This is a genomic window from Streptomyces sp. NBC_01235 (assembly GCF_035989285.1).
Classification (GTDB): domain Bacteria; phylum Actinomycetota; class Actinomycetes; order Streptomycetales; family Streptomycetaceae; genus Streptomyces.
This window is the reverse complement of record NZ_CP108513.1, coordinates 4,188,634-4,213,464: the sequence shown is the minus strand read 5'-3', so window position 1 is coordinate 4,213,464 and position 24,831 is coordinate 4,188,634. Positions and strand designations below refer to the sequence as shown.

19 protein-coding genes are annotated in these 24,831 nt (G+C 71.3%); 5 read left to right on the top strand and 14 right to left on the bottom strand.

Going from position 1 to position 24,831, the window contains the following annotated elements; translation table 11 throughout:
- Positions 1 to 254: 254 nt before the first annotated feature.
- The 4 genes from OG289_RS18510 to OG289_RS18495 all read left to right on the top strand — a co-directional run bounded on the left by OG289_RS18510 (position 255) and on the right by OG289_RS18495 (position 4,731).
- Positions 255 to 1,673, top strand: coding sequence for a TQXA domain-containing protein (locus OG289_RS18510; protein WP_327315131.1), 1,419 nt, complete (start codon positions 255 to 257; stop codon positions 1,671 to 1,673).
- A gap of 299 nt (positions 1,674 to 1,972) precedes the next feature.
- The gene (ettA, locus tag OG289_RS18505) at positions 1,973 to 3,637 is read left to right on the top strand and encodes an energy-dependent translational throttle protein EttA (RefSeq protein WP_327315130.1); all 1,665 of its coding nucleotides are present in this window, start codon (positions 1,973 to 1,975) and stop codon (positions 3,635 to 3,637) included.
- A gap of 6 nt (positions 3,638 to 3,643) precedes the next feature.
- Positions 3,644 to 4,054 (top strand): acyl-CoA thioesterase, encoded by a 411-nt coding sequence (locus OG289_RS18500; protein WP_327315129.1) that lies wholly within the window; start codon positions 3,644 to 3,646, stop codon positions 4,052 to 4,054.
- A complete protein-coding gene (locus OG289_RS18495) occupies positions 4,051 to 4,731 on the top strand; it encodes a hypothetical protein (protein WP_327315128.1) in 681 nt (226 codons plus the stop codon). Before OG289_RS18500 ends, OG289_RS18495 begins: the two co-directional genes overlap by 4 nt.
- Before the next feature lie 42 nt (positions 4,732 to 4,773).
- Here OG289_RS18495 and OG289_RS18490 read toward each other — a convergent pair whose 3' ends face one another.
- A complete protein-coding gene (locus OG289_RS18490) occupies positions 4,774 to 5,187 on the bottom strand; it encodes a globin (RefSeq protein WP_327315127.1) in 414 nt (137 codons plus the stop codon).
- Positions 5,188 to 5,269: 82 nt separating this feature from the next.
- Between OG289_RS18490 and OG289_RS18485 the strand changes: the two genes are divergently transcribed.
- Entirely contained in the window at positions 5,270 to 6,289 is a 1,020-nt protein-coding gene (locus tag OG289_RS18485) for a methyltransferase domain-containing protein (RefSeq protein ID WP_327315126.1), read from the top strand.
- A 261-nt stretch (positions 6,290 to 6,550) separates the two neighbouring features.
- On the opposite strand, the gene OG289_RS18480 is transcribed toward OG289_RS18485, so the two are convergent.
- From OG289_RS18480 to OG289_RS18420, 13 genes are all read right to left on the bottom strand, one after another.
- Positions 6,551 to 8,335 (bottom strand): FHA domain-containing protein, encoded by a 1,785-nt coding sequence (locus OG289_RS18480; RefSeq protein WP_327315125.1) that lies wholly within the window; start codon positions 8,333 to 8,335, stop codon positions 6,551 to 6,553.
- Positions 8,336 to 8,382: 47 nt separating this feature from the next.
- On the bottom strand, positions 8,383 to 9,729 hold the full coding sequence (locus OG289_RS18475) for a vWA domain-containing protein (protein WP_327315124.1): 1,347 nt from the start codon (positions 9,727 to 9,729) through the stop codon (positions 8,383 to 8,385).
- Positions 9,730 to 9,877: 148 nt separating this feature from the next.
- Positions 9,878 to 11,152 carry a PP2C family serine/threonine-protein phosphatase gene (locus tag OG289_RS18470; protein ID WP_442818917.1) on the bottom strand — a complete coding sequence of 425 codons (1,275 nt, stop codon included), beginning with the start codon at positions 11,150 to 11,152 and terminating at the stop codon, positions 9,878 to 9,880.
- The gene (locus tag OG289_RS18465) at positions 11,153 to 13,855 is read right to left on the bottom strand and encodes a serine/threonine-protein kinase (protein ID WP_327315122.1); all 2,703 of its coding nucleotides are present in this window, start codon (positions 13,853 to 13,855) and stop codon (positions 11,153 to 11,155) included.
- A 2-nt stretch (positions 13,856 to 13,857) separates the two neighbouring features.
- Positions 13,858 to 15,219 carry a hypothetical protein gene (locus tag OG289_RS18460; RefSeq protein ID WP_327315121.1) on the bottom strand — a complete coding sequence of 454 codons (1,362 nt, stop codon included), beginning with the start codon at positions 15,217 to 15,219 and terminating at the stop codon, positions 13,858 to 13,860.
- 72 nt (positions 15,220 to 15,291) lie between these two features.
- Entirely contained in the window at positions 15,292 to 16,320 is a 1,029-nt protein-coding gene (locus tag OG289_RS18455; RefSeq protein ID WP_327315120.1) for a glutamate ABC transporter substrate-binding protein, read from the bottom strand.
- 14 nt (positions 16,321 to 16,334) lie between these two features.
- The gene (locus OG289_RS18450) at positions 16,335 to 17,708 is read right to left on the bottom strand and encodes a hypothetical protein (protein WP_327315119.1); all 1,374 of its coding nucleotides are present in this window, start codon (positions 17,706 to 17,708) and stop codon (positions 16,335 to 16,337) included.
- Between the two features lie 189 nt (positions 17,709 to 17,897).
- On the bottom strand, positions 17,898 to 18,905 hold the full coding sequence (locus tag OG289_RS18445) for an N-acetylglucosamine kinase (RefSeq protein ID WP_327315118.1): 1,008 nt from the start codon (positions 18,903 to 18,905) through the stop codon (positions 17,898 to 17,900).
- Positions 18,896 to 20,161 carry a 6-phospho-beta-glucosidase gene (locus tag OG289_RS18440; RefSeq protein WP_327315117.1) on the bottom strand — a complete coding sequence of 422 codons (1,266 nt, stop codon included), beginning with the start codon at positions 20,159 to 20,161 and terminating at the stop codon, positions 18,896 to 18,898. Before OG289_RS18440 ends, OG289_RS18445 begins: the two co-directional genes overlap by 10 nt.
- 6 nt (positions 20,162 to 20,167) lie before the next feature.
- Positions 20,168 to 21,097 carry a carbohydrate ABC transporter permease gene (locus OG289_RS18435; RefSeq protein WP_327315116.1) on the bottom strand — a complete coding sequence of 310 codons (930 nt, stop codon included), beginning with the start codon at positions 21,095 to 21,097 and terminating at the stop codon, positions 20,168 to 20,170.
- Position 21,098: 1 nt separating this feature from the next.
- Positions 21,099 to 22,067, bottom strand: a complete 969-nt coding sequence (locus tag OG289_RS18430) for a carbohydrate ABC transporter permease (protein WP_327315115.1) — start codon at positions 22,065 to 22,067, stop codon at positions 21,099 to 21,101.
- Between the two features lie 2 nt (positions 22,068 to 22,069).
- Positions 22,070 to 23,422, bottom strand: coding sequence for an ABC transporter substrate-binding protein (locus tag OG289_RS18425; RefSeq protein ID WP_327315114.1), 1,353 nt, complete (start codon positions 23,420 to 23,422; stop codon positions 22,070 to 22,072).
- An 89-nt stretch (positions 23,423 to 23,511) separates the two neighbouring features.
- A complete protein-coding gene (locus tag OG289_RS18420) occupies positions 23,512 to 24,723 on the bottom strand; it encodes an ROK family transcriptional regulator (RefSeq protein WP_327315113.1) in 1,212 nt (403 codons plus the stop codon).
- Between the last annotated feature and the right edge of the window lie 108 nt (positions 24,724 to 24,831).

Here is a 24,831-nt window from a genome sequence, read left to right as displayed (position 1 = left end):
GACTGACCGAACTGTGGCTTATCGACGGATGCACTCCGAAGGACCAAGTGGATTTGTCGATAAGCCGGGCTCGCGGACATCCGGTAGACGATCTTGGGGATAACGATTACGAGTCGGATCGGCGATCCGATGAGATGACCCGCAGGCGTGGTGCGCGGCGTCTCTAGGATGCCGGACGTGGCTCACGGGGCTTCTGATTCTGCTGGTGGGACCGTACCCCACACATCAACGTGTCCTGCTCGAAGGGGAATTGCGTGATTTCTTCGTTCTCCGCGCCGTTCGCGCGCGGGCGAGGGGTGGTCCGCCTCGCCGCGGCGACGTTGGTGTCCGGTGTTGTCGCCGTCGGCGTGATCGCCGGTGCGGGCACGGCCGTCGCCACCGGGATGACGCAGAGTCAGGGCGGAGCCACCGCGACCATAGGCGGCCTCAAGACCTACGGCACCGCCGTGATCCACGCGGACAGCGGGGACCAGGAGGTCTCGGCCGGCCTGTTCGAGATGTCCGTCGAGGGCGGCGGCACCCTGCAGACCTACTGCGTCGACCTCTACAACCCCACGCAGAGGGACGCCAAGTACCACGAGACGCCCTGGAGCGGCACCTCGCTGGGCGCCAACCAGGACGCGGGCCGCATCCGTTGGATCCTCCAGAACTCCTACCCCCAGGTCAACGACCTCGCCTCGCTCGCGGACAAGGCCGGCATCGACGGCGGTCTCACCGAACAGGACGCGGCCGCCGGCACCCAGGTGGCCATCTGGCGCTATTCGGACGGCGCGGACGTCGACGCCGGCGACCCGCAGGCCGAGCGGCTCGCGGACTACCTCCAGAAGGCCGCCCGCGTCGTCGCCGAGCCCACGGCGTCACTCACCGTCGACGCTCCCGCCGTCTCCGGCCATCCCGGCGAGCTGCTCGGCCCGGTGACGGTGCACACGAACGCGAGCGACGTGACGGTGACACCACCGCTGGACACCGCCACCAGCGGGGTGCGGATCGTCGGCAAGGACGGCAAGGTGGTCACGTCCGTGACGGACGGCAGCCAGTTGTTCTTCGACGTGCCCGCCGCCGCGGCCGCCGGCTCGGCCGAGCTGACCGTCCAGGCCTCGACCACCGTCCCCGTCGGCCGCGCCTTCACCTCCGAGAGCCGCAGCCAGACCCAGATCCTGGCAGGCTCCAGCGAGTCGACGGTGTCGGCGACGGCGAGTGCGACCTGGGCGAAGCAGGGCGCCGTACCGGCACTGTCCGCGGCGAAGAACTGCGCCGGGAGCGGCGTGGACATCACCGCCGCCAACCAGGGCGACGAGGCCTTCACCTTCGAGCTGATGGGCACCCGGCACACCATCCCGGCCGGCGCGTCCCAGACGGTGACGGTCCCGCTGCAGGAGGACCAGGCCTACGACTTCACGATCAACGGCCCGCAGGGCGTCGAGTACCGCTTCACCGGCGTCCTGGACTGCAGGACCCAGGCCGACGAGACCGCCGGCCTGACCACCCAGACCCTCAGCGAACCGAGCCCGGCGACGGTGGGCGGCACGTCCACCGCGGACGACACCAACCTCGCCGCGACAGGCGGCACCAGCGCCACCCCCCTCATCGCGGGCACGGCCATCGGCCTGGTGGTCATCGGCGGAGCGGCCCTGCTCCTCGTGGGCCGAAAGGAGAACGGGGCACAGGACTGACCCGACGGAGGGCGGGGGTGTCGCCGATGTGTCCTGGTCGACCCCGATCGGTGACGGCGGGCCCGTTCTCGACCGAGCGACAGGTCCCGTACCGATCGATGCCGGGCCGTCTCTGGGCCGTGCGAGGGTGACCGAGGTCACTCGACGGCGACCGGCACCGACATGCGAGCCGCCACCGTCAACAACGAACCCCCAGCTCACGTCCCCCCGACCGAATGGGTTACCACCCAGGGGTGGACCTCAGGCAAGATGGGGTGTATCTGCCCACTGCCTGAATTCAAGCTGCCGGACGGTTTCTCTTGGCTGAGTACATCTACACCATGCGCAAGACGCGCAAGGCACACGGCGACAAGGTCATCCTTGACGACGTAACGCTGAGCTTCCTGCCCGGCGCGAAGATCGGTGTGGTCGGGCCGAACGGTGCCGGTAAGTCCACCGTTCTGAAGATCATGGCAGGGCTCGAGCAGCCCTCCAACGGTGACGCGTTCCTGTCGCCCGGATACAGCGTCGGCATGCTGCTGCAGGAGCCGCCGCTCGACGAGTCCAAGACCGTTCTGGAGAACGTGCAGGACGGCGCCGCCGAGATCATGGGCAAGCTGAAGCGGTTCAACGAGGTCGCCGAGCTGATGGCGACCGACTACTCGGACGCGCTGCTCGACGAGATGGGCAAGCTGCAGGAGGACCTGGACCACGCCAACGCGTGGGACCTGGACACCCAGCTGGAGCAGGCCATGGACGCCCTGGGCTGCCCGCCCGGCGACTGGCCGGTCACCAACCTCTCCGGTGGTGAGCGCCGCCGTGTCGCGCTGTGCAAGCTGCTGCTCGAGGCTCCTGACCTGCTGCTGCTCGACGAGCCCACCAACCACCTGGACGCCGAGTCCGTGCAGTGGCTGGAGCAGCACCTCGCCAAGTACCCCGGCACCGTCGTCGCCGTCACCCACGACCGGTACTTCCTGGACAACGTCGCCGAGTGGATCCTGGAGCTCGACCGCGGTCGCGCCCACCCCTACGAGGGCAACTACTCCACCTACCTCGACACCAAGGCGAGCCGCCTCAAGGTCGAGGGCCAGAAGGACGCCAAGCGTGCCAAGCGTCTGAAGGAAGAACTCGAGTGGGTGCGGTCCAACGCCAAGGGGCGTCAGGCCAAGTCCAAGGCCCGTCTCGCTCGCTACGAGGAGATGGCCGCCGAGGCCGACAAGATGCGGAAGCTGGACTTCGAGGAGATCCAGATCCCGCCGGGCCCGCGGCTCGGCAGCATCGTCGTCGAGGTCAACAACCTCTCCAAGGCCTTCGGCGAGAAGGTCCTCATCGACGATCTCTCCTTCACGCTGCCGCGTAACGGCATCGTCGGTGTCATCGGCCCGAACGGCGCCGGCAAGACCACCCTCTTCAAGATGATCCAGGGGCTCGAGACCCCGGACTCCGGCTCCATCAAGGTCGGCGAGACGGTCAAGATCTCGTACGTCGACCAGAGCCGCGAGAACATCGACCCGAAGAAGTCGCTGTGGGCCGTCGTCTCCGACGAGCTGGACTACATCAACGTCGGACAGGTCGAGATGCCGTCGCGCGCGTACGTCTCCGCCTTCGGGTTCAAGGGGCCGGACCAGCAGAAGCCGGCCGGAGTGCTCTCCGGTGGTGAGCGCAACCGTCTGAACCTGGCGCTCACCCTCAAGCAGGGCGGCAACCTGCTGCTCCTCGACGAGCCGACCAACGACCTCGACGTCGAGACGCTGTCCTCCCTGGAGAACGCGCTGCTGGAGTTCCCGGGTGCGGCCGTGGTCGTCTCCCACGACCGGTGGTTCCTCGACCGGGTCGCCACGCACATCCTCGCCTACGAGGGTGACTCCAAGTGGTTCTGGTTCGAGGGCAACTTCGAGTCGTACGAGAAGAACAAGATCGAGCGGCTCGGTGCGGACGCCGCGCGCCCGCACCGTGCCACCTACAAGAAGCTGACCCGGGGCTGATCGATCTTGCGCCACATCTACCGCTGCCCGCTGCGCTGGGCGGACATGGACGCGTACGGCCACGTCAACAACGTGGTCTTCCTCCGGTACCTGGAGGAAGCCCGTATCGACTTCCTGTTCCGTCCGGAGAAGGACTTCAAGCAGGGGTCCGTGGTGGCGCGCCACGAGATCGACTACAAGCGGCAGCTCGTCCACCGGCACACGCCCGTGGACATCGAGCTGTGGATCACGGAGATAAGGGCGGCGTCCTTCACCATCACCTACGAGGTGAAGGACGGCGACCAGGTCTACGTCCGGGCCTCGACGGTGATCGTGCCGTTCGACTTCGAGACGCAGCGCCCGCGTCGGCTCACCGCCGAGGAGCGGGAGTTCCTCGCCGAGTACCGGGACGACAACAAGGAGGCCGTCGCCGCATGACGGTGCTCCACCTCGCCGACGAGGGGGAGGCGGCGGACCTCGCGGCCTTCCTCTCCCGGCTGCTCCACTACGACCGTGGAGCAGCGGTGCGCCTCCAGGCGGCCGGCACCGCGCTCGCCGTCTTCGGGCGCCCGCCGTCCTTCGAGGTGCTCGCGATCCGCGCGGTCCGGCTGGCCAAGCCGTACGAGAACGGCCTCGACGTCACGCTGGACGTGACGGTGTCGGCCGGTGAGCTGCTGGAGTCCGTCGACGAGAGTGCCGCCACGGCCGTCGTCCCCGCGGCCGTCACCGGGCCGCCGTGGGCCGGTGTGCTGCCGCCGCGCGGTGGGTGGCGGCCCGAGCCGGGGCTGCCCGCTCCGGACGCGCTGCGGGCGATGGTCGGTGCGGCCGTCGCCGAGTTCCGGTCCCGTACCGAGGAGTTGGCGGACGAGCTGCGCACGCGCGCCGAACTCGACCGGATCGGGCGGGAGATCTGGTCCCGGACGGCCGGGGACACCGGCCTTCCCGTGCGGGCCGTGCACGCGGCTCAGTCGCTCGGTTTCCTGCGGCCCTCGGCGGGCTCGGGGGACCTCGCGCTGCTCTCGCTCGGCGGGTGGCTGCGGCTGCGCACCCCGTACGGGTCGATCGCCGTACGGCGCGCGGGACAGCTCGGGATGCTCGACGTCAGCGTCCGCTGACGCCCCTCACGCCCCCCACACGCTTCATGCCCCTCTCAGGGCCTACTCCGGGGTGTTCACCATCGACGCGGCCGCGTACGTCAGGTAGTTCCACAGCGTCTGCTCGTGCTCCTCGGACAGACCGAGCTCGTCGACCGCGTCCCGCATGTGCTTCAGCCAGGCGTCGTGCGCGGCCCGGTCCACGACGAACGGGGCGTGCCGCATGCGCAGCCGCGGGTGGCCGCGGTTCTCGCTGTACGTCGTCGGACCGCCCCAGTACTGCATGAGGAACAGCGCGAAACGCTCCTCGGCCGGACCCAGGTCCTCCTCCGGGTACATGGGGCGCAGGATCGGGTCCTCGGCGACTCCCTCGTAGAAACGGTGGACCAGCCGGCGGAAGGTCTCCTCCCCACCGACCTGCTCGTAGAAGGTCTGCTCCTGAAGCGTGCCGCGCCGAATCTCTTTCACGTCTCCCATGGTCTCAGACGGGGAGACGGAGGACTTGGGGCCTAGGACCACCACGTTCGCCTCGGGACGGGTTCCGCCGCACAGTGGAGGCATGGGCGCCCACGCTGTGGACAGGAATCTGGAAGACCTCGCCGCCTCGGCGCGGGCCGAGCTGGTCCGTGAGATCGAGGCGAGCGGAGCCTTCGCGGCCGACCCGGGGTGGCGGGCGGCCTTCGCGACGGTCCCGCGTCACCTGTTCGTGCCGTACTACTACGCCGTCGGCCGTGTCGTCGGCGGTGGCTACGAGCGGCGTTGGGGCGAGAGCCCCGACCCGCGCACCCGGGAACGCTGGGTGCGCGGCGCGTACGAGGACGTTCCGCTGGCCACCCGGCTGCGCGACGGTGTGCTGCTCTCCTCCAGCAGCCAGCCCTCGTTGATGGCGCAGATGCTGGCCGAGCTGCGGGTCGAGGACGGCGACAACGTCCTGGAGATCGGCGCGGGGACCGGATACAACGCGGCCCTGCTGTCGTACCGACTCGGTGAGGAGAACGTCACCACCGTCGATCTCGACCCGGAGATCACCGAGTCGGCCCGCCGGCACCTCGCCGCCACCGGGTACCGGCCGACCGTCGTCACCGGGGACGGGGCGCGCGGGGTTCCCGAGCACGCCCCCTTCGACCGGATCATCGCGACCTGCACGCTGACGTCGATCCCGCGCGCCTGGCTCGCCCAGTGCGCCCCCGGTGCCCTGATCCTGGCGCCGCTGGCCACCGGGCTGATCGCGCTGACCGTCAGGGACGCCGGACACGCCGAGGGCCGCTTCCTGCACACCGCGGCGTACTTCGTGCCGTTGCGCGGGTCGGACCGGCCCGAGCCGGAGCACGTGGCGCTCGCCGGGGTACCGCGCCGGGCGCGGGAGAGCGAGCTGTTCCGCTTCCTGCTGGCCCTGACCCGGGGCACCCTCGACCCCCAGGAGGCGTGCGCCCTGTGGGAGCGCGAGGGCATGCCCGAACGGGAGCGCTTCGGCATCACGGTCGGCGCCGAGCACGCGTGGGCGTGGCTGGACGAACCGGAGGGGCCGTACGCGTGGCCCCTGCCGGATTCCTCGGAACCCGGCCTCGTCGAGGTCTAGTGCCGTGGCAGGCAGCGTTTGCCCGTGAAGGAGCGGCGTCCGGTGCGTGCTCTGGGGGTCCCCCGGCCGAAGGCTGGGGGAGTGCCGGCCGAAGGCCCTCGTACTGGACGTACCTGTACCTGGGTCTTCGGCCGGTGCGGCGAGTGGGGGCACCTCCCACGCCTTTGCGGCCGTGGGGGAGCGTGCCGGGCGTCGCGACGGGGCCAACGTCGCCTGTCATGGCACCAGCCCCCGTGCCCGGCCGCTCGGTCGTGCAGCCGCTCAGCCGCGGCGGATCGTGATCGTCGTCCAGGCACCCACATGCACCTGGTCGCCGTCCTGGAGCGGTATCGGGACGAACGGCTGGATCGGTTCTTCCGAGCCGTTGACCGTCGTGCCGTTCGTCGAGTTCTGGTCGACGACCGCCCAGCTGCCGTCCGGCTGCTGGACCAGCACCGCGTGCTGGTGCGAGACGCCCGGGTCCTCCGGCGGCACCGACAGGTCTATGTCGGGGGTCTCGCCGGTGGAGTGGCGGCGGCGGCCGATGGTGATCTGGTTGCCGGTGAGCGTGCGCTGCTGCTCGGGCGAGTACGCGGGCAGGTTCAGGCCCGCGGCCTCGGGGCCCGAGCGGTGCATCATCGCCATGAAGTACGCGCGGTCCGGACCGATGGTCGCCGTCCACGTCGCCGGCTGCTGCGGGAACGCCGGGCCGGACGGGGGCGGTGCCTGAGTGGCGCCGGGCTGCGGGTAGCCGTAGCCACCGCCGCCCTGGCCCGCACCGGGGCTCCTGGGATCTCCCTGGCCGGGGCCCGTGTTCGACGGCGGGGAGATCACCCAGTCGTCGTCACCGCCACCGAAGGGCTGGCCGCCCGGCTGCGGACGGCCCGTCTCCTGCGGGAAGCCGGACGGGGCCGACGGACCGGACGGCTGGAAGGCCTGCGGAGCCCCAGGACCGCCCTGACCTCCGGGACGCCCCTGACCCCCGGGGCCTCCGGGACCACCCTGCCCCCCGTGGCCGCCAGGGCCTCCGGGGCCACCAGGGCCGCCGAAGCCTCCCTGACCCGGGAAGCCGGGGCCGGCCGCGGGCGTGGGCCCGGGCGGCGGCGGAACCGGCCGCGAAGGGTCGCCGCCGAAGCCGGACGGACCACCCGGGCCGCCGGGACCCGACGGACCGGGGCCGGGCGGACCGGGGGGACGGCCACCGGGGCCGGAGGGCTCGCGTCCGAAGGGGTCGCCGGACGGACCGGAAGGCTCACGTCCGAAGGGGCCGGAGGACTGCCCGGTCTGCTCACGCCGGTAGGGGTCCGCGGGCGGACCGGAAGGCTCACGTCCGAAGGGATCCCCGGGCGGGCCGGGGGGACGCCCACCGGGAGCGGACGGCTGCCCGAAGAGGTCGCCACCCGGACCGGAGGGGCCGGAGGGACCGGAAGGATCGCGCCCGTAGGCGCCCGGCGGGGGACCGCCGACAGTACCCGAGGGGCCACCGTGCCTACCCTGGCCACCAGGACCGCCCTGGCCGCCAGGACCCCCGGGCCGTCCCGACGGGTCGCCGCCGAACGGCGGGCCCGACGGGATCGGTTCGGCGGGACGGTTCACCTGCGACGGGCGGGAGCTCTGGTACTCGAACGAGTCGCTGCCCCCGTACGACGGAGGCGGCGGCTGGAAGCGCGCGTCAGGACCGCCGCCACCAGGACCCGGCCCTCCGGGCCCGGGCCCGAAACCCTGCCCCGCGCCGGGGCCGGGCGCCGGCGGGCGCGGCGCGGCCGGGGTGTACGAGGTCGCCGTGTTGGTCAGGAAGTTCCATCGGCACTCCTCGCAGAACGGCGCACCGCCCTCACGGGGCGTACGGCACTGCGGGCAGAGCTCGGGCTCGTGATCCGGTACGGAGGACAGGTGCCGTCCGCCGGCCTGGCCGGGGCCCTGCGGGGGCGGCGGGAAGCCGTAGCCGCCGCCGGGGGCCGGGGGTGGCGGGGGAGGGGGCGGGGGTACGGCACCGGCCATGCGGTGACCGCAGACCTCGCACCAGTCGTCGGAACCCGACTGGTGTCCGTTCGGGCAGGTCGGCATGTCGGCGCGTCCCCCTCTCTCCTTCGTGTCCCAAAAGCTCTTTCAGGTCACTTCTTTACACGAACAGTCTTTGTGGACCGGGTCTCGAGCGTCATCTCGTCGGCGTCCGCGACCTTCGCCTTCAGTCGCACAGTACCTGTCGTCGCGTCGACCACGTCCACCACCTTCGCAAGCAGTTTCGCAGTATCCGCGTTCCCCGAGACGCTCGCGAGCTGGACGGCGCGGCCCAGTTTGGCCGTTGCTCCATCCATATCTCCCGCTTTGCGCAGATCCAACCCTTGTTGGATGACCTGTGCCAGTTCGGCCTGGCCGGTGTAGTGCGCGACCTGAGGGTTGATCGACGTGGAGGCGGCCATGTCGTCGGTCCACACGGCCCGTACGAGACCCTGCGCGCCCAGGTTCTGCACCGCGCCGTCCGGCTGCGGGATCACCAAGGACACCCGCGCGGCCAGCATCTCCTGGCCGATGTTCGCGGTCGGGACCTCGACGCACACGTGGTAGTCGCGGGACTCGTCGCCCCAGGAACCGGTGGGGTAGTCGCCCGCGCGCGGGCCCGCCTCCGTACGGCGTCCGGTCAGTTCCTCGACCGTCGGCGCGACCTGCTTGACGAACTTGATGGCGGTGCCGACCGGGGTCCACAGCCGCAGGGCGACGTCGGCGACCTCCTTGCCCATCGCCGTCTCCATCATCTGCGTGAAGTCGGCGGCGAGGCCGGCCGGGTCGGCGACGATGTCGGCGGTGCCGAGCAGGGCGGAGGCGATCCCTGTGACTTCTTTCACTTCCCAGTCGGTGCCCACGCCGCGGGCGTCACAGGTGAAACGTCCGGCGCAGTCGTCGAGAGCGGCCTTGAGGTCCTGCGGTGCCTCGTGCTCGTTGCGGCCGTCGGTGAGCAGGATGCCGTGCCGGATGGCGACGTCGGCGGTGGACAGCAGACGGTCGGCCAGGCGCAGCCAGGTGCCGATCGCCGTGCCGCCGCCCGCGCTCAGCCGGCGCAGCGCCTGCTTGGCCTGCTCGCGGGTGGTCGCGTCGGCGACCGCCAGCCGGCCCCCGCCCGGGTAGACCTCCTTGGCGACGTGCGTGCCGCCGATCACCGCGAAGTGCACCCCGTCGCGGAGGGTGTCGATGGCGGCGGCGGTGGCGTCGCGGGCGTTGCGCATCTTGGTCGGCGGGTAGTCCATCGAGCCGGAACAGTCCACCATGATCGCCACGGCGGCGGACGGGTTCTGGCCCGCCGAGTAGAGGTGCGGCGCGGCGACCGCGCTGCCCACCGTGCCGCCGCCAGTGGCGGTCACCGTGATGATCGCGTTGACCTCGCGCCCGCCCTCCGGCAGGTACTCGTTCTGATAGACGTCCACCGAGAACTGCGGCACGTTCGACTTCGAGAAATTGGCCATGCCTACTCAGATCCCCCTCGAAAACCCCACGCTCGTGGAGCGATGTCTGGATACGGACCGGTCCCCACCGGTCCGTACGCGTGCTTCCCCGTGCTTCCCGTGTTTTCCCGAGTTGCCTGTGTTTCCCCGTGTTTCCGGTTTGCGGCCCTCAGGCCGATCCTGCCCCCTGCGCGGGGGCGGGGAACGGCACGACGGCCACTGTTACGTTGTCGTGGCCCCCGCCGTCCAGGGCGTGGCCGACCAGGACGCGCGCGCTGTGCAGAGGGCGTACGGAGGCGTCCGGCGGGACGACCTCGGCCATCTCCTCCGCCGCCTCGGCGTAGTTCCACAGGCCGTCCGTGCACACCACGACCACACCCGGCCGGTCCGGCTTGAAGGAAGCGGTGTGCGGCTCCAGTTCGTAGGCGTCGGCGCCGAGCCAGCCGGTGATCGCGTGGGCGCGCTCGTCGGCGTACGCCTCCGCCTCGCTCATCAGGCCCGCGGCGACCATCTGCGCGGCCCACGAGTCGTCCTCGGTGAGCCGGGCCGGGGGTGAACTGCGGTCCGCCGGGACCCAGTAGGCGCGGCTGTCGCCGACCCAGCCGACGACCAGCAGCCCGGGCGTGACGATCGACCCGACCAGGGTGCAGGCGGGAGCGTTCTGGTGCGGGGCGTGCTCGCGGGCCGTGGCCGGCTCGTCGGCCAGCGCGTTGACCGCGTACGAGGCGGCGACGATCGCCTCGTGCATGGCCTGCTGGGGATGCGTGCCCTGCGGCAGGGCCGCCAGCAGCGACTCGCTGGCCGCCTTCGACGCGGCGAGGGAGGCGTCGTCGGGGCGGGTCGCGGAGGACACGCCGTCACAGACGATCGCCACGAGCGCGGGGGAGCCGTCGGGCAGGGCGGTGCGGCCGAGGCCGAAGGAGTCCTCGTTGCGGTGGTGACGCAGCCCGCGGTCGCTGACGGCGGCCAGCGGGCCCGACTCCAGTTCCATGTGGTCGCGTTCGCGGGGCTGGGCGTGCCCGCAGTTCTCGCAGTACCCGTCGTCGTCGACCCGGCCCGCGCGGCAGGCCACGCACACCTTGGCCGGCTCGGCCACCACGGCGGCCTCGGCCGCCACCCGGGGGTCCGGCGCCTGGAGCGCGTACTCGTCCGGCTCCGAGGGCCGGTCGAACCGGACACCGGAGACACCGCTCACACCGGCGCCCGACACGGTCGTTCCGCTCACACCGGCGCCCGGCACGGCGGTACCGCTCACCGGGGTCCCCTCCGGAGGGGACGGCTGGGCCGAGCCGTTCATCGTGAGGGTCGGGTGGTCGTCCGGGCCGGGCGGTACGGCGGACAGGTCGTATCCGCACGCACCGCAGAAACGGTCACCCGCGTCGAGCGGCTCCGCACAGCTCGGACACGTCGGCAGGGCGGCCTGCCGGGGCATCTGCGACATCAACTACACCCACGTCCGGGGGCGGTAACGATTGGCACGTTCCACCAGGTCGATCCTCTCCTCACCGCCGGTCGCCAGCCGGGCCAGCGTGCGGTACGAGCGCTCCAGGCCGAAGCGCAGCCCCCGCTCGTCCAGTTCGCTGCCGAGCAGCACCCGCCGGGCGTCCGGTCCCGCGCCCCGGCCACCGGAGAGTATCCAGTCAAGGGCACAGCCGAAGACTTCCGCGGACAACTGCTCGCGGCGCGTCGGATCCAGACCGTACGCCTCCAGCGCCTCGACCTGGGCCGCGGCGGCGGTGAGGTCCTCCAGGAAGGGTACGTCGGAGGCGAGGGCCGTCCGCTGCCGGAGCCGGGCGCGCACGGCCGCCACCCGGGCCGCCGTGTAGTGGATGGAGGACTCCGGCACCGACTCCAGCGTCCGTACGGCACCCTTGCGGTCCCCGGCCGCGATCTGCACGCGGGCCAGGCCGAAAGCGGAGCTCACATAGCTGGGGTCGGTCGACCACACCAGGCGGTAGTACTCGGCGGCGTTGTCGAGCTGCCCCAGCACCTCCGCGCACAGGCCGAGCGCCAGCTTGGGCGCGGGTTCGCCCGGGAAGGCGTCGTAGATCGCGTCGAAGGCGAGCGCGGCGCCCTCGTGGTCGCCGGTGACCAGCGAGGCCACACCTCGGTACCAGACCACCCGCCAGTCGTCGGGCCGTTCGCCCTCCAGCTTCTGGAGGGACATGGGGGCGGCCTGGTGGTCGCCGTTCTCCAGCCAGGCGCGGATCTGCCGCAGCCGGGTCTCGACCGAGGGCGCCGGCGCGGCGGCGAGCGCTGTGATCAGCTCGCCCGGCGCGGAGGTCAACAGGCCTGCGAGGAAGCCCGCGTTGGGGTCGGAGGGGTCGACGTGCGGGACGGGCAGCGCGAGGGCCGTGGCGGGCGCGGGAACGGTCTTCACCAGGCCGCCCGGGACGGTGGCGGACCCGCCGCCGGACGACGCGGCGACGCCACCGCCACCGCCACCGGAACCGGCCACCGGCAGCGCGCCGCCGGGGGCGCCCGCGAAGGCGAGCGCGGGAGCGGCGCCGGGGGCGGCGGACAGGGCGGGTGCGGTGCCGCCGGACGGCGCGAGCGCACCGCCCGTCCCGCCGCCGAGAGCCGCCGTGGTCCCCGAACTCCCGAACAAACTTCGGGACTTGACCGCGACCCGGGCCCCCAGCCGCGACACCTCCCCGTCCAGCTTCGGGAACAGCTCGGTGTCCGTGACCTTGATCTCGGGGCCGAACAGGGTCGACAGCGCGGGCCGTGCCCGGCCGCTCTGCAGCGAGACGACCTCGCGCAGGACGCCCGTCAGCTGCTCCGCCATTTCCTGCGCGGAGGCGAACCGGCGGGCCGGGTCGGGGTCGGTGGCGCGGACGAGGAACCGGTAGAACGACTCGTACTGGCGGAAGACCTCGATGTTGTCGGGGTCGGGCAGGGAGTCGACGAAGACGGTCGTGTAGCCCTGGAAGTCGAAGGTCAGGACGGCGAGCGTACGGCCCACCGTGTACAGGTCGGAGGCGACCGACGGGCCGACCTCCGCGACCTCCGGGCCCTGGTAGCCGACCGTGCCGTAGATGGCCGACTCGTCGTCGTCCGCGCGCCGGACCGCGCCCATGTCGATCAGCTTGAGCTGGTCCTCGGTCTGGATCGCGTTGTCGACCTTGAAGTCGCAGTACAGCAGGTTGCGGCTGTGCAGGTGGCCGAGCGCCTCCAGGGCCTCGATGCCGTACGCGCACGCCTGCTCGACCGGCAGCGGGTCCCGCTTGCCCTCGGCCGTGCGGCGGGCGTTGGCGATCTCCTTCAGGGACTTGCCGCCGACGTACTCCATGACGATGTAGCCGTCGAGCGAGCCGGTGCGCTGGTCGAGGTGCTCCACGAAGTTGTAGATCCGCACGATGTTGGCGTGCTCGATCTCGGCGAGGAAGCGCCGCTCGGAGATCGCGGCGGCCATCGCGTCCTGGTCACCCGTGTCCAGCAGGCCCTTCAGGACCACCCACCGGTCGGACACCGCGCGGTCCACGGCGAGGTAGATCCAGCCGAGGCCGCCGTGCGCCAGACAGCCCGCGACCTCGTACTGGCCGTGCACGACGTCGCCGGCCTTCAGCTTCGGGACGAAGGAGTACGGGTGGCCGCACTTGGTGCAGAAGCCCTCCGTACGGCCCTCCCGCTCGCCGCGCGCGCGGCCCACCGGCGCCCCGCAGTCGGAGCGCGAGCAGAACCGCTTGCGCTCGGGCACCTCGGGGTTGTCGAGGACCATCGCGCGCGGGTCGGGACGCGGCACCTGCGGCACCGAGACCAGGCCGACGCCGAGCCGGGCCCGCCCGGAGGAACCGGCCGACGAGCCGGAGGAGCGCACCGACACCGAGCGGCCCGTCGACTTGCCCGAGAGCGAGCGCGACAGCCGCCCGGACACCGAGCGGCGCGACTTCGCCGACTGGGACGACGTACGAGAGCTGCGGGCGCTGCGCGAGCTGGAACGCGAACCGGTGCTGCCCGACGAGTCCTTGCCGCCCGCCGTCACCCCGGTCGGCGGTGAGGCGACCATGCCTCCCCCAGAGGGGGGACCCCCAGACGAGACGACCGGCGCCAGACCGCAGGTGTCGCAGTACAGCTCACCGCCGCCCACGTCCTCGTACGACCCCTCGCAGCCCGGCCGCTGACACGACTGCCCTGCCTGACTCATGGCTACTGCTCCCCCCTACGGTCCTGAGGTCCGCCCTGATCCGCCGCGCGAGGCGCCGCGAGCTGTTCGGCGGCCGCCTGCTGGTAGCGCAGCACGGCCTGTTCGGCGACGCGCAGATCGCAGGGCGCGCTCCACAGCATGCGGCGCGCCGCGTCGTAGCGCTCGATGAGGAACGGGTCCTCGGCGAGCCCGTGCCGGGCGACCTTCGCCTTGTACGCGTCGAGGCGCCCGCGCAGCTCCGCGCGGACCGCCAGTGGCTGGGTGACCGCGGTCAACGACTCGCGGGCGCGCAGCAGTTCGTCCTCCGCCTTCTGCTCCAGGGACTCCAGGAGCGGGGACAGGCGGTGCCACTGGGCGTGCCGACGGTACTCGGCGGCCGTCGCGAGCTGCTCCTGGAGCACGGTCGGCGGTCCGCTGACCACCGGCACCTCGGTCGCGGCGATCTTCGCGAGCACCTCACCGCGCGCGATGCGCGCCTCGGCGAGCGTGCGGTCGGCGCGGCTGAGGATGTCCCGCAGCTTCACCAGCCGCTGCTCCGCGTCCTGGCGGACCGTCAGTACGGCGTCGATCTCCCGGCGTACGTCCTCCAGGGCGCGCGCCTCACGGTCGTACACCGTGGTGTCGGGACGGCCGCCGCCCGGCGCCGAACTGCCCTGCGCGCGCACCCAGTACGCGAGCGGGTCCGACACCACCTGCTCGCGCAGGGAGGTCAGCGTGCGGGTGATGCGTTCCAGGTCGTCGCCCGCGGGGTGCTCGCCCGGGCGGACGCCGACGGAGTGCGCGAGCCGGCGGGTGCGCTGGAGCTCCGCGGCCAGTAAATCTATCCGGGCGGGCAGCGCCGACCACACCGCGTCGGCGGCGACGACCATGTCCAGCGACGACGCGTACAGCTCGTTCATGCGGTCGACGAGGGTCGTGAGGGAGAAGCTCTGGCTGAGCTTGCCCGTGCCGTGCAGCGTGGGCGCGTTGGCCGTGGCGGTGGCCGATCCGGCGAAGGAACCGGCGACCGATCCCGCGATCGATCCGGCGACCGTGACGGACTCTCCGCGCAGCAGCTCCGTCAGCTCCACCAGGTCCTCACGGCTGGACCAGCGGCGGCGCGAACGGATCTCGCGGGCGCCACGCAGCGCGTCCGTGTACGCGTCGAAGTACGCCCACAGCAGCGTGATCGACGCCTCCGCGGACGCCCAGCGCTCCTTGGTGACACCGGTGAGCTCGGCGCCCTCCAGCAGCCTGCGGCCCGCGTGGTCCTGCAGGGCGAGAAGCGAGGTCTCGATCGCCTCGTGCTCCGCGCCGAGCCGCGCCAGCGCACGGTCGACCTCGTCCCGGTCCATCACCGGCCCGGGGGGTCCCGTGACGCCCATCGATCACCTCTCGCTGCCTTGTCGGTTCTTCGCCTGGTCCGCTGCCGCCCGCCCGATGTTCCTCGGCGCCCGTCAACTCGTGCGCAGGTACTGCGGCGCGGGCGGCTTCGACGTCGCCGCGTCACTGCCCAGTGTCGCCGACAGCCACTTGTCGTACGAGGCCTGCCAGCCGCTCGCGCGGTACTCCACCAGGATCTGGTTGACCCGGCGTACCAGATCGCTCGCGTCCTTCTTCATCGCCACTCCGTAGTACTCGGCCGTGAACGGGGCGCCCTTGAGCTCGACCGTGGGGTCCTGGGCCGCCTGACTGGCCGCCAGCGCGCCGTCGGTGACCACCGCGTCGACCTCGCCGAGCTGCAACCGGACCAGGCAGTCGAGCTGGTTGGGGACGGTGGTGGCGATGTCGACGGTGGCGGGCAGCCGGTCGGCCTTCTTGTCGTCGCTGAGCTTGGTGTTGGCCGTCGAACCGGTCGCCGTGCAGACCTTCTTCTTCGCCAGCGAGTCGTTGTAGCCGGTGATCGTCGAGGACTTGGGGGCGAGGACCTGCTGGCCCGTCTTGAAGTACGGCGCGGAGAAAGCGACATCGGCGAGGCGGCTGCAGGAGATCGTCATCGTGCGCACCACCATGTCGACCCGGCCCTCCTGGATGGCCGGGACGCGCTGGTTGGTCGGGATGGCCTTGAACTGGACCGCGTCCGGGTCGCCGAGGATGTCCTGGGCGATCCGGTGCACCAGGTCGATGTCGAAGCCCTCCAGCTCCGCGCCGGTGTTGTTGGGGTCGCGGTAGCCCCAGCGGTAGCTGTTCTGGTCGACGCCGACGATCAGCTTGCGCTTCTCGCCCTGCCGGGCCTTGATCGCGGCGATCGTCGGGCCGTCCGCGCTCGACGGCGCCGGCGTCTGCTTCTCCGGGGCCGTGCAGGTGGCGTCGGCCACCGGGCTGCCCTGGGCGACGGCCTGGCCGGCCTGCCCCGTGCTTCCGTCGCCGTGGGACTGCGCCCACGGCAGCAGCAGGACGAAGGCCAGCGCGAGGGCGCAGACGACCGCCATCGCACCTACCCCGCCCCAGCCCTTCAGGCCGGCCCGCACACGTTGCGCGCGCATCGTCACGCCCCCTTTCACCGGTACTCCGACAGCCTGCGGCCGATGCCGAGGACCGCGCCCGCGGCGCCCAGCACGGCGAGCACGGCGGCGCCGACCGCCAGGCCGGTCATCGCGTCCAGCCCGTCCCCGGCCGCCTGCTTGAACTCGGCCTGCTCGTGCGCGAGCGCGCCCGCGAGGTTCTCGTCGACGCTGTCGAAGCACGCACCGGTCGCGTCCTTGCCGCCGATGACCAGGGCCAGTGCCTGCTCGTAGTTGCCGTTGTCGTCCTGCGCGCGGGCCTCGGTGTGGCGCTTCTTCCACTCCGCCATGTTGCTCTCGGCCGACGCGACCGGCTTCTCGCCCGACTGGTCGTCGGCGAGCTCAGCCGCCAGGGTGAGGCCCTTGCCGAGGGTGGTCATGTCGGTGGTGAAGTCGTGGTCGTACTTGTCGAGGGTGACGTCCTTGCCGTCGGCCGTCACCTTCACCGTCTCGGCGCCGCGCGCCACCAGCGTCAGGTTCTCGTTGCCGCGCGCCTTGAGGGAGGCGATCCGGGCGTCGTGCAGGACGTTCAGCGAGCGGACGCCGTTGTCGTAGGAGTCGTTGAGCCCCGCGCGGGCCACGCTGTGGCCGACGACCAGCCAGAGCAGGACGACGGTGGTGGCCGCCGACGCGGCGACCAGACCGTGGTTCAGGACCCGGTTCGTACGGCGGTAGTTGCGGTGCTGCGCCCAGGCGAGGCCGGCCAGCGCGAGGACGCCCAGCGCGATCGCCGCCCACGGGTAGGGGGTGGCGTCGCCGTAGTCGTCCTGGAGGCGCTGGTTCTCCTTCTTGTAGAGATCCTCGGCCGCCGGGAGCATCTCCTCCTGCATCTTCTGGTTCGCGTACCGCAGATAGGCGCCGCCGACCGGGAAGCCCTGCCGGTTGTACGTCCGCGCGCGTTCGACCAGGCCCTTGTACTCGGGCAGCAGCTTGTTCAGCTTGGTGATCGCCGCCGTGGAGGGGGAGCCGGGGTCGGCGTTGTTGGCCGCGGTGACGAGTTTGGCGGCGGCCGTGTCGATGTCGTCCTCGTAGCGCTGCCGGGAGGCCGCCGTCTCCTGGCCGCCCGCCAGGAATCCGCTGGAGGCGGCCGTGTTGGCGTCGGCGAGGGAGCGGTAGATGTCGGCGGCGGCCGTGCTGAGCGGCTGGCTCTTGTGCAGCACGTCGTCGGCGGCGGCCTCGCGCTCGGTCGTCTGCCAGGCCGTCACGGCGCCGAAGGCCAGGACGAGGAGCGCGAGGAGGGCGCCGATGATGCGGAGTCGGCCCGGCTCCGTGGTCGCCGCCGCGCGCGCCTTGTCCACGCCCTCGGCGAATGCCGTACGGCGTGTCGGCGGTGGCGCCGTGCTGGTCGGCGGGCTTGCCAGGTTTGCCACTGCTTGACCTCCCCCATGGTCATCTCCGCCGGTAAGTATCGCTGGCGGGAGGTGTCGTGCGCACCGGCCTTCACTGGATCTTGATCAGATCGCAGTCACCCCTGTTCATGAATACGTCGTGCGCTCACGTTCGGTTCCCTGGGGCAGCCGCCCCCGGACCCCCGCTTCGGCCCTGAACGGGCCTCGTCCTCAAACTCCCCCGGAGGGGGGACCCCCGGACGGGCCGGACTGCTCGAAGTGGGCCCGCACCGACCCCTGCACCTCCGCCCCCGCCCCCAGTCGGTCGAGGCCCAACAGCGCCGCCCCCAGCACCGGCCGTGCGCGCACCACCCTCGCCACCGCCTTCGGCGCCCTTGCCGCCAGTAGTTCTCTCACGCGGTCGTCCAGCTGTTCGTGGCCCGCCGTCAGGACGCCTCCCCCCAGGAGTACCGGTGTTTCCTCCTCCAGCAGCTCCAGGCGCGTCAGCGCCACCGCCGCCATGGTCACGACCTCTTCCGCCAGGCGGTCGACGATCGCACGCGCCACCCCGTCTCCGTCCGTCGCCGTCGAGAAGAGGACCGGCGTCAGTTCGTGGCGGCGGGACGGGGGGATGTGCTCCAGATGGAGGGACTCGATCAGGGCGTACATGGTCGGGAGGCCGAAGTGGGCCGGGAGCGTGCTCGCCAGGGCCGTGGGGCCGCCTCTGCCGTCCTCCGCCCGCGCCGCGTGCCAGACGGCCTCCTCGGCCAGGCCCCAGCCGCCGCCCCAGTCGCCGGAGAGACGGCCCAGGGCCGGGAAGCGGGCCGTGCGGCCGTCGGGGCGCATGCCCACGCAGTTGATGCCGGCGCCGCAGACGACGGCCACGCCCCGGGGGTCGGCCACGCCCGCCCGCAGGATCGCGAACGTGTCGTTGCGGACGTCCACGGACGCGCCCCACGCGCGCGCGTGCAGGGCCGCCGCCAACTGGTCCTCCTCGACCGGCAGGTCGGCGTTGGCCAGGCAGGCGGAGACGTGGGTCGCCGTCGTGACGCCGGCCGCCCGGTACGCGCGCGTGACGGTGTCGGCCAGGGCGTCCACCGCCGCCTCCACGCCCACCGCGGGCGGGCGGAAGCCGCCGCCGCGGGCCGTGGCGAGGACCTCCCCGTCGGATGCCACGACCGCGACGTCGGTCTTGCTGTTGCCCGCGTCGATGGCGAGCACACTTGCCGTCAGGCCCACGCGAGGTGCTCCCGGTTGTGTGTGATCAGTCGGTCGGTCAGTTGCTCGGCGTACTCGTACTGGCCGATCAGCGGGTGGGCGAGGAGGGCCTTGAAGACGCGGTGGCGGCCGCCGTGCAGGGCCGCTTCCAGGGCCAGGTCCTCGTAGGCCGTCACGTTCGCCATCAGGCCCGCGTACAAGGGGTCCACCGGCGCCACGGGGAGCGGGGCCGGGCCCTTGGGCCCCACCGCCGCCTGGACCTCGATCACCGCGTCGTCCGGGAGGAAGGGGAGCGTGCCGTTGTTGTGGGTGTTCACCACCTGGTACGGGCTGCCGGAGCCGGTGAGCAGGGCCGCCGCCAGGTCCACCGCCGCCTCCGAGTAGTACGCGCCGCCGCGTTTCGCCAGCAGCGCCGGTTTCTCGTCCAGGGCCGGGTCGGCGTACAGCGCCAGCAACTCGCGTTCCATCGACGCCACTTCCGCGGCCCTGGACGGCTTGGTGCGCAGTTCCCGTACGACCTCGTCGTGCGCGTAGTAGTAGCGCAGGTAGTAGGACGGGACGACGCCCAGACGGTCCAGGAGCTCGCGGGGCAGCCGCAGGTCGGCGGCGATCGTGTCGGCGTGGGTGGTGAGCAGGCGCGGCAGGACGTCCTCGCCCTCGGGGCCGTCCAGGCGCACCCCCGTCTCCCAGGTGAGGTGGTTGAGCCCCACGTGGTCCAGGTGGAGGTCGGCCGGGGTGACGTCGAGGAGGGCCGCGAACTTGCGCTGGAGGCCGATCGCCACGTTGCACAGGCCGACCGCCTTGTGGCCGGCCCCCAGCAGGGCCCGGGTGACGATGCCGACCGGGTTGGTGAAGTCGATGATCCAGGCGTGCGGGTTGGTGCGGCGGACCCGTTCGGCGATGTCCAGGACCACCGGGACCGTGCGCAGCGCCTTCGCCAGGCCGCCCGCGCCGGTCGTCTCCTGTCCGACGCAGCCGCACTCCAGGGGCCAGGTCTCGTCCTGCTCGCGTGCCGCCTGGCCGCCGACGCGGAGTTGGAGCAGCACGGCGTCGGCGCCCTCGACGGCCGCGTCCAGGTCGGAGGTGGTGACGATCCGGCCGGGGTGGTCCTGGCGGGCAAGGATGCGGCGGGCCAACCCGCCCACCAGCTCCAGGCGTTCGGCCGCCGGGTCGACGAGGACCAGCTCCTCGACGGGGAGGGTGTCCCGTAGGCGCGCGAAGCCGTCGATCAGTTCGGGGGTGTAGGTCGAGCCGCCGCCGACCACGGTGAGTTTCATGCCTTGTTAACCCTTCACTCCGGTGAGGGTGACACCTTCGACGAACGCCTTCTGCGCGAAGAAGAACACGAGGATCACGGGGGCCATGACCAGCACGGTGGCCGCCATGGTGAGGTTCCAGTCGGTGTGGTGCGCGCCCTTGAAGGACTCCAGGGCGTAGGAGAGGGTCCACGCGCCCGGGTTCTCGGAGGCGTAGATCTGGGGGCCGAAGTAGTCGTTCCAGGCGGCGAAGAACTGGAAGAGGGCGACGGCGGCGATACCGGGCTTCGCCATCGGCAGGACGATCTTCAGCAGGGTGCGCAGGTCGCCGCAGCCGTCCACCTTCGCCGCGTCCACGTACTCGTTGGGGATGGTCATCAGGAACTGGCGCAGCAGGAAGATGGAGAACGCGTCGCCGAACGCCAGCGGGATGATCATCGGCCACAGGGTGCCCGACAGGTCCAGTTGCTTCGCCCAGAACAGGTACATCGGGATGACGACCACCTGCGGAGGCAGCATCATCATCGAGATCACCAGCATCAGCGCCAGATTGCGGCCCCGGAAGCGGAACTTGGCCAGCGCGTACGCCACGGGGACGGAGGACACGACTGTGAGGACTGTTCCCAGTCCGGCGTAGATCAGCGTGTTCCTCCACCAGGTGAGGAAGCCGGGGGTGTCGAAGACCTTCCGGTAGTTGGCCCACTCCCAGGTGTGCGGGATCAGGTCCCGGCTGAGCGCCTGCGAGTCGCTCATCAGGGAGGTCAGGAACACGAACACGAAGGGGAGCGTGAAGAAGAGGGCGGCCGCGACTCCGAGCGAGTGGACCGCGATCCACTCGAGGAGCGCCTTGCGGCGGGCGGTGCGCTCGGCGGGCGAGGACGGTGCCTTCGACTCCCCCGGCCGTTGCAGCACTTGGGCCGTACCCCGGGCCGTGCCCTGGGCGGTGTCCTGGGCCATGTCAGTCACCTGCCTGGATGAGACCGCCCCGGCGCCGCATCAACAGCGCGGTGAACGCCATCGACAGGGCGAACAGGACCAGGGCGACGACACAGGCCGAGCCGTAGTCGAAGCGCTGGAAGCCGAGGTTGTAGACGAGTTGGGGGAGGGTGAGCGTGGAGTGCTCGGGATAACCGGGCTCGAACATGGTGCCCGCGCCCTGGATCACGCCCGAGGCGACCTTTCCGGCGACGAGTGGCTGTGTGTAGCACTGCATCGCCGCGATCACGCCGGTGACGACAGCGAACATGATGATCGGCGAGATGTTGGGAAGCGTGACGAACCGGAACCGCTGCCACGCGGACGCGCCGTCCAGTTCCGCCGCCTCGTACTGCTCCTTCGGTACGTCGAGCAGCGCGGCCATGAAGATGACCATCAGGTCGCCGACGCCCCACAGGAACATCAGCGTCAGGGCCGGCTTGGACCAGTCCGGGTCGTTGAACCAGCCCGGGGCCGGGATGCCGATCTTCTCCAGGATCGAGTTGACCGGGCCCGTACCGGGGTTGAGGAGGAACGCGAACGCCATGGTCGCGGCCACCGGCGGGGCGAGGTAGGGCAGGTAGAAGAGGGTCCGGAAGACACCCGTGCCCGTCTTGATCTTCGTGATGAGCATGCCGATCCCGAGCCCGAACAGGACCCGTAGCGTCACCATGATCACGACCAGCCAGAGGGTGTTGCGCAGGGCCGGCCAGAAGAACGGGTAGTGCTCGAAGACGTACGTCCAGTTCTTCGTGCCGCTCCACGTCGGCGGTCTGAAGCCGTCGTAGTGCATGAACGAGAAGTAGACCGTCGAGATCATCGGGTACGCGAAGAAGACCGTGAAGCCGATCAGCCAGGGCGAGAGGAAGGCGAGCGTGCGCAGTGCCTGTTTCCGCTGCTTGGCAGCGAGGCCGGACGGCCGGCGCTTCGCCCTCAACGTGGGTGCGCTCATGACTACTTCGCCTGCGCGATGTCCGTGTCGATCTGCGCGGCCGCCTTCTTCAGGCCCGCCTGCAGGTCGGTGAGCTTGCCGCTCTCGTAGTCGTAGCCGAGCTGCTGGATGGTGGTGAGGTAGACGCCGCCGTTGACCGAGGCCGGGGAGGTGGTCGAGTTCGGGTTCGCGGCGATGTCGAGGAAGGTCTTGAAGCGCGGGTCGTACTTCAGGGCCGGGGACTTCAGGGCGGCCAGCGTGGACGGCACGTTGTGGATGGCGTTGGAGAAGGCGACCACCGCGTCCGTGTCGGTGGTCATGTACTTCACCAGTTCCCAGGCCGCGTTCTGCTTCTTGCTGGTGGCGGCGATACCGGCGATGGTGCCGGTGATGTAGCCCTTGCCGTACTGGTCGGCCTGGTCGTCCGGCACGGGCAGCGGGGCGACACCGATCTCGAAGTCGGGTTTGGCGTCCAGGGCCATCCCGAGGCGCCACTCGCCGTCCAGCTGCATGGCCACCTGGCCGGTGTGGAAGGGGTGCTTGACGCCCCACTCGTCGCCGAGACCGGCCCGGAACTTCTCCAGCTTCTGGAAGCCGCCGAGCTCGTCGACGAGCTTCTTCTGGAGCGTGAAGGCGTCCGCGACGGCCGGGTCGGTGGCGATCGTCGACTTGCCGGACTTGTCGAAGTAGGTCGGCGAGAACTGGCCCATGTAGTGCTCGGTCGTCGTCTCCCAGCCGTGGTAGTCCGGCATGAAACCGAGCTGCTTGTACGTGTCGCCCTGGGGGATCGTCAGCTTCTTGGCGTCGGCCTCGAACTCGGACCAGGTCTTCGGCGGGGTGCTGATGCCGGCCTTCTCGAACGCGGTCTTGTTGTAGTAGAGGCCGTAGGCGTCGCCCAGCAGCGGCACGGCGCAGCGGTCGAGGTCGTACTCGGTGTACTGGTTCATCGCCTTCGGGAAGGTGGTGTTCGGGTCGATGTCCGACTTCTTGAAGAGCGGGTTGAGGTTGACCAGCGCGCCGGAGGAGCAGAACTTGCCGACGTTGTTGGTGGTGAACGACGAGATCACGTCGGGCGCCGTGCTGCCGCCCGCCCGCAGCGCCTGGTTGATCTTGTCGTCGGTCATGTTGCCGACGACCTTGACGTGGATGTTGGGGTGCGCCTTCTCGAAGCCGGCGACCAGCGCCTGCACGGCCTTCACCTCGTTCGGCGCGCTCCAGGCGTGCCAGAAGGTGATGGTCTGTTCCTTGGACGCGTCGTCGCTCGCGCCGGAGGACGAGGCCTGGCCGGTACAGGCGGTGGTGGACAGGAGCAGGGCCGTTGAGGCAGTCAGGGCAAAAGCCGCCTTTCGGGCGACTTCGGGTATGCGTGTGGGCATGGCGGAGCCTTCCAGGGACAGGGCAGGACAGGGCAGGGTGAGGTGAGGTGAGGGACAGAGTGTGGTGAAGGGGAGTTGCGGGGGTGCTGCTAGCGCGAGGTGTCGAAGACCTCGTCGCGGGTGGCCGCCAGCGCGCTCTCCAGCGCGCCGCGCAGCACGGGCCGTTCGGTGACGTCGCCCACGACCAGCTTCGGTCGGGAGGCGGCCAGTTCCTCCAGTTCGGCCTGGACGAGGGCGCGCAGCACCTCGCCGCCGGCCGTCAGGCTGGCGCCGCTGAGGACGACGAGTTCGGGGTCGAGCACGGAGACGAGCGAGGCGAGACCGGTCGCGAGCCGGGTCGCGTACGTCTGGAGCAGCAGCCGGTTCAGGACCGTGTCCTCGGCCGCGGCCCGCTGGACGAGCGCGGCGGCGACCTCGGCGTACGGTCCGGACGGGATGCCGGTCATGCCGAGCTCCCGGGCCAGCTGGGGGATGGCCTGTGAGCCCGCCAGTTCCTGGAAGCCGCCACTGTTGGCTTTGGCGACCTGCCGGACCAGGGGTGCGCCCGGGACGGGCAGGAAACCCACCTCTCCCGCGCCGCCGGTCCAGCCGCGGTGCAGTCGGCCGCCGAGGACGAGGGCGGCGCCGAGACCGCCCTCGTTCCACAGGAGGACGAAGTCCTCGTGGCCGCGGGCCGCGCCGAGCCGTTGTTCGGCGACGGCGGCGAGGTTGACGTCGTTCTCGTACTCCACCGGCATCGGCAGGGCTGCGGCGAGGTCGTCGAGCAGCGTCGGGGAGTGCCAGCCGGGCAGGTGGGAGGCGTAGCGCAGGCGACCGGTGGTGGGGTCGAAGGCGCCGGGGGTGGCGACGACGAGCCGCCGCACGTCGTCCCGGGTGAGGCTCGCGGCCTTCACCGCGCCGTCGAGGGCATCGGTGACCTGCCGTACGACGGCCCCGGCGGTCTTCCTGCCGGGCGTGGGCACCTCGTACGTGCCCACGGTCCGGCCGGTGACGTCGGCGACGGCGGCGAGGACGCGTTCGGGGGTGACATCGAGCCCGGCGGCGTACGCGGCGGCCGGATTGACCTCGTACAGCTGGGCGTTGGGGCCGGGGCGCCCCTCGGTGGTGCCGGTGGCCAGGACCAGCCCGGCCGCCTCCAGGCGGGCCAGGAGCTGTGAGGCGGTGGGCTTGGACAGGCCGGTGAGCTTGCCGATGCGGGTGCGGGACAGGGGGCCGTGCGCCAGCAGGAGGTCGAGGGCGGCGCGGTCGTTCATGGCGCGCAGGACGCGAGGGGTGCCCGGCGTACCGGCGGTTCCTGCCATGGTTCGACACCTGCCTTTCTGAACTGCTCAGCTTTTCAGCGGCACGGGACACAAGTCCACTTCCGGCCACTGTTAGGAAAGTTTCCTATCGGCTGGAAGGGAACGTAA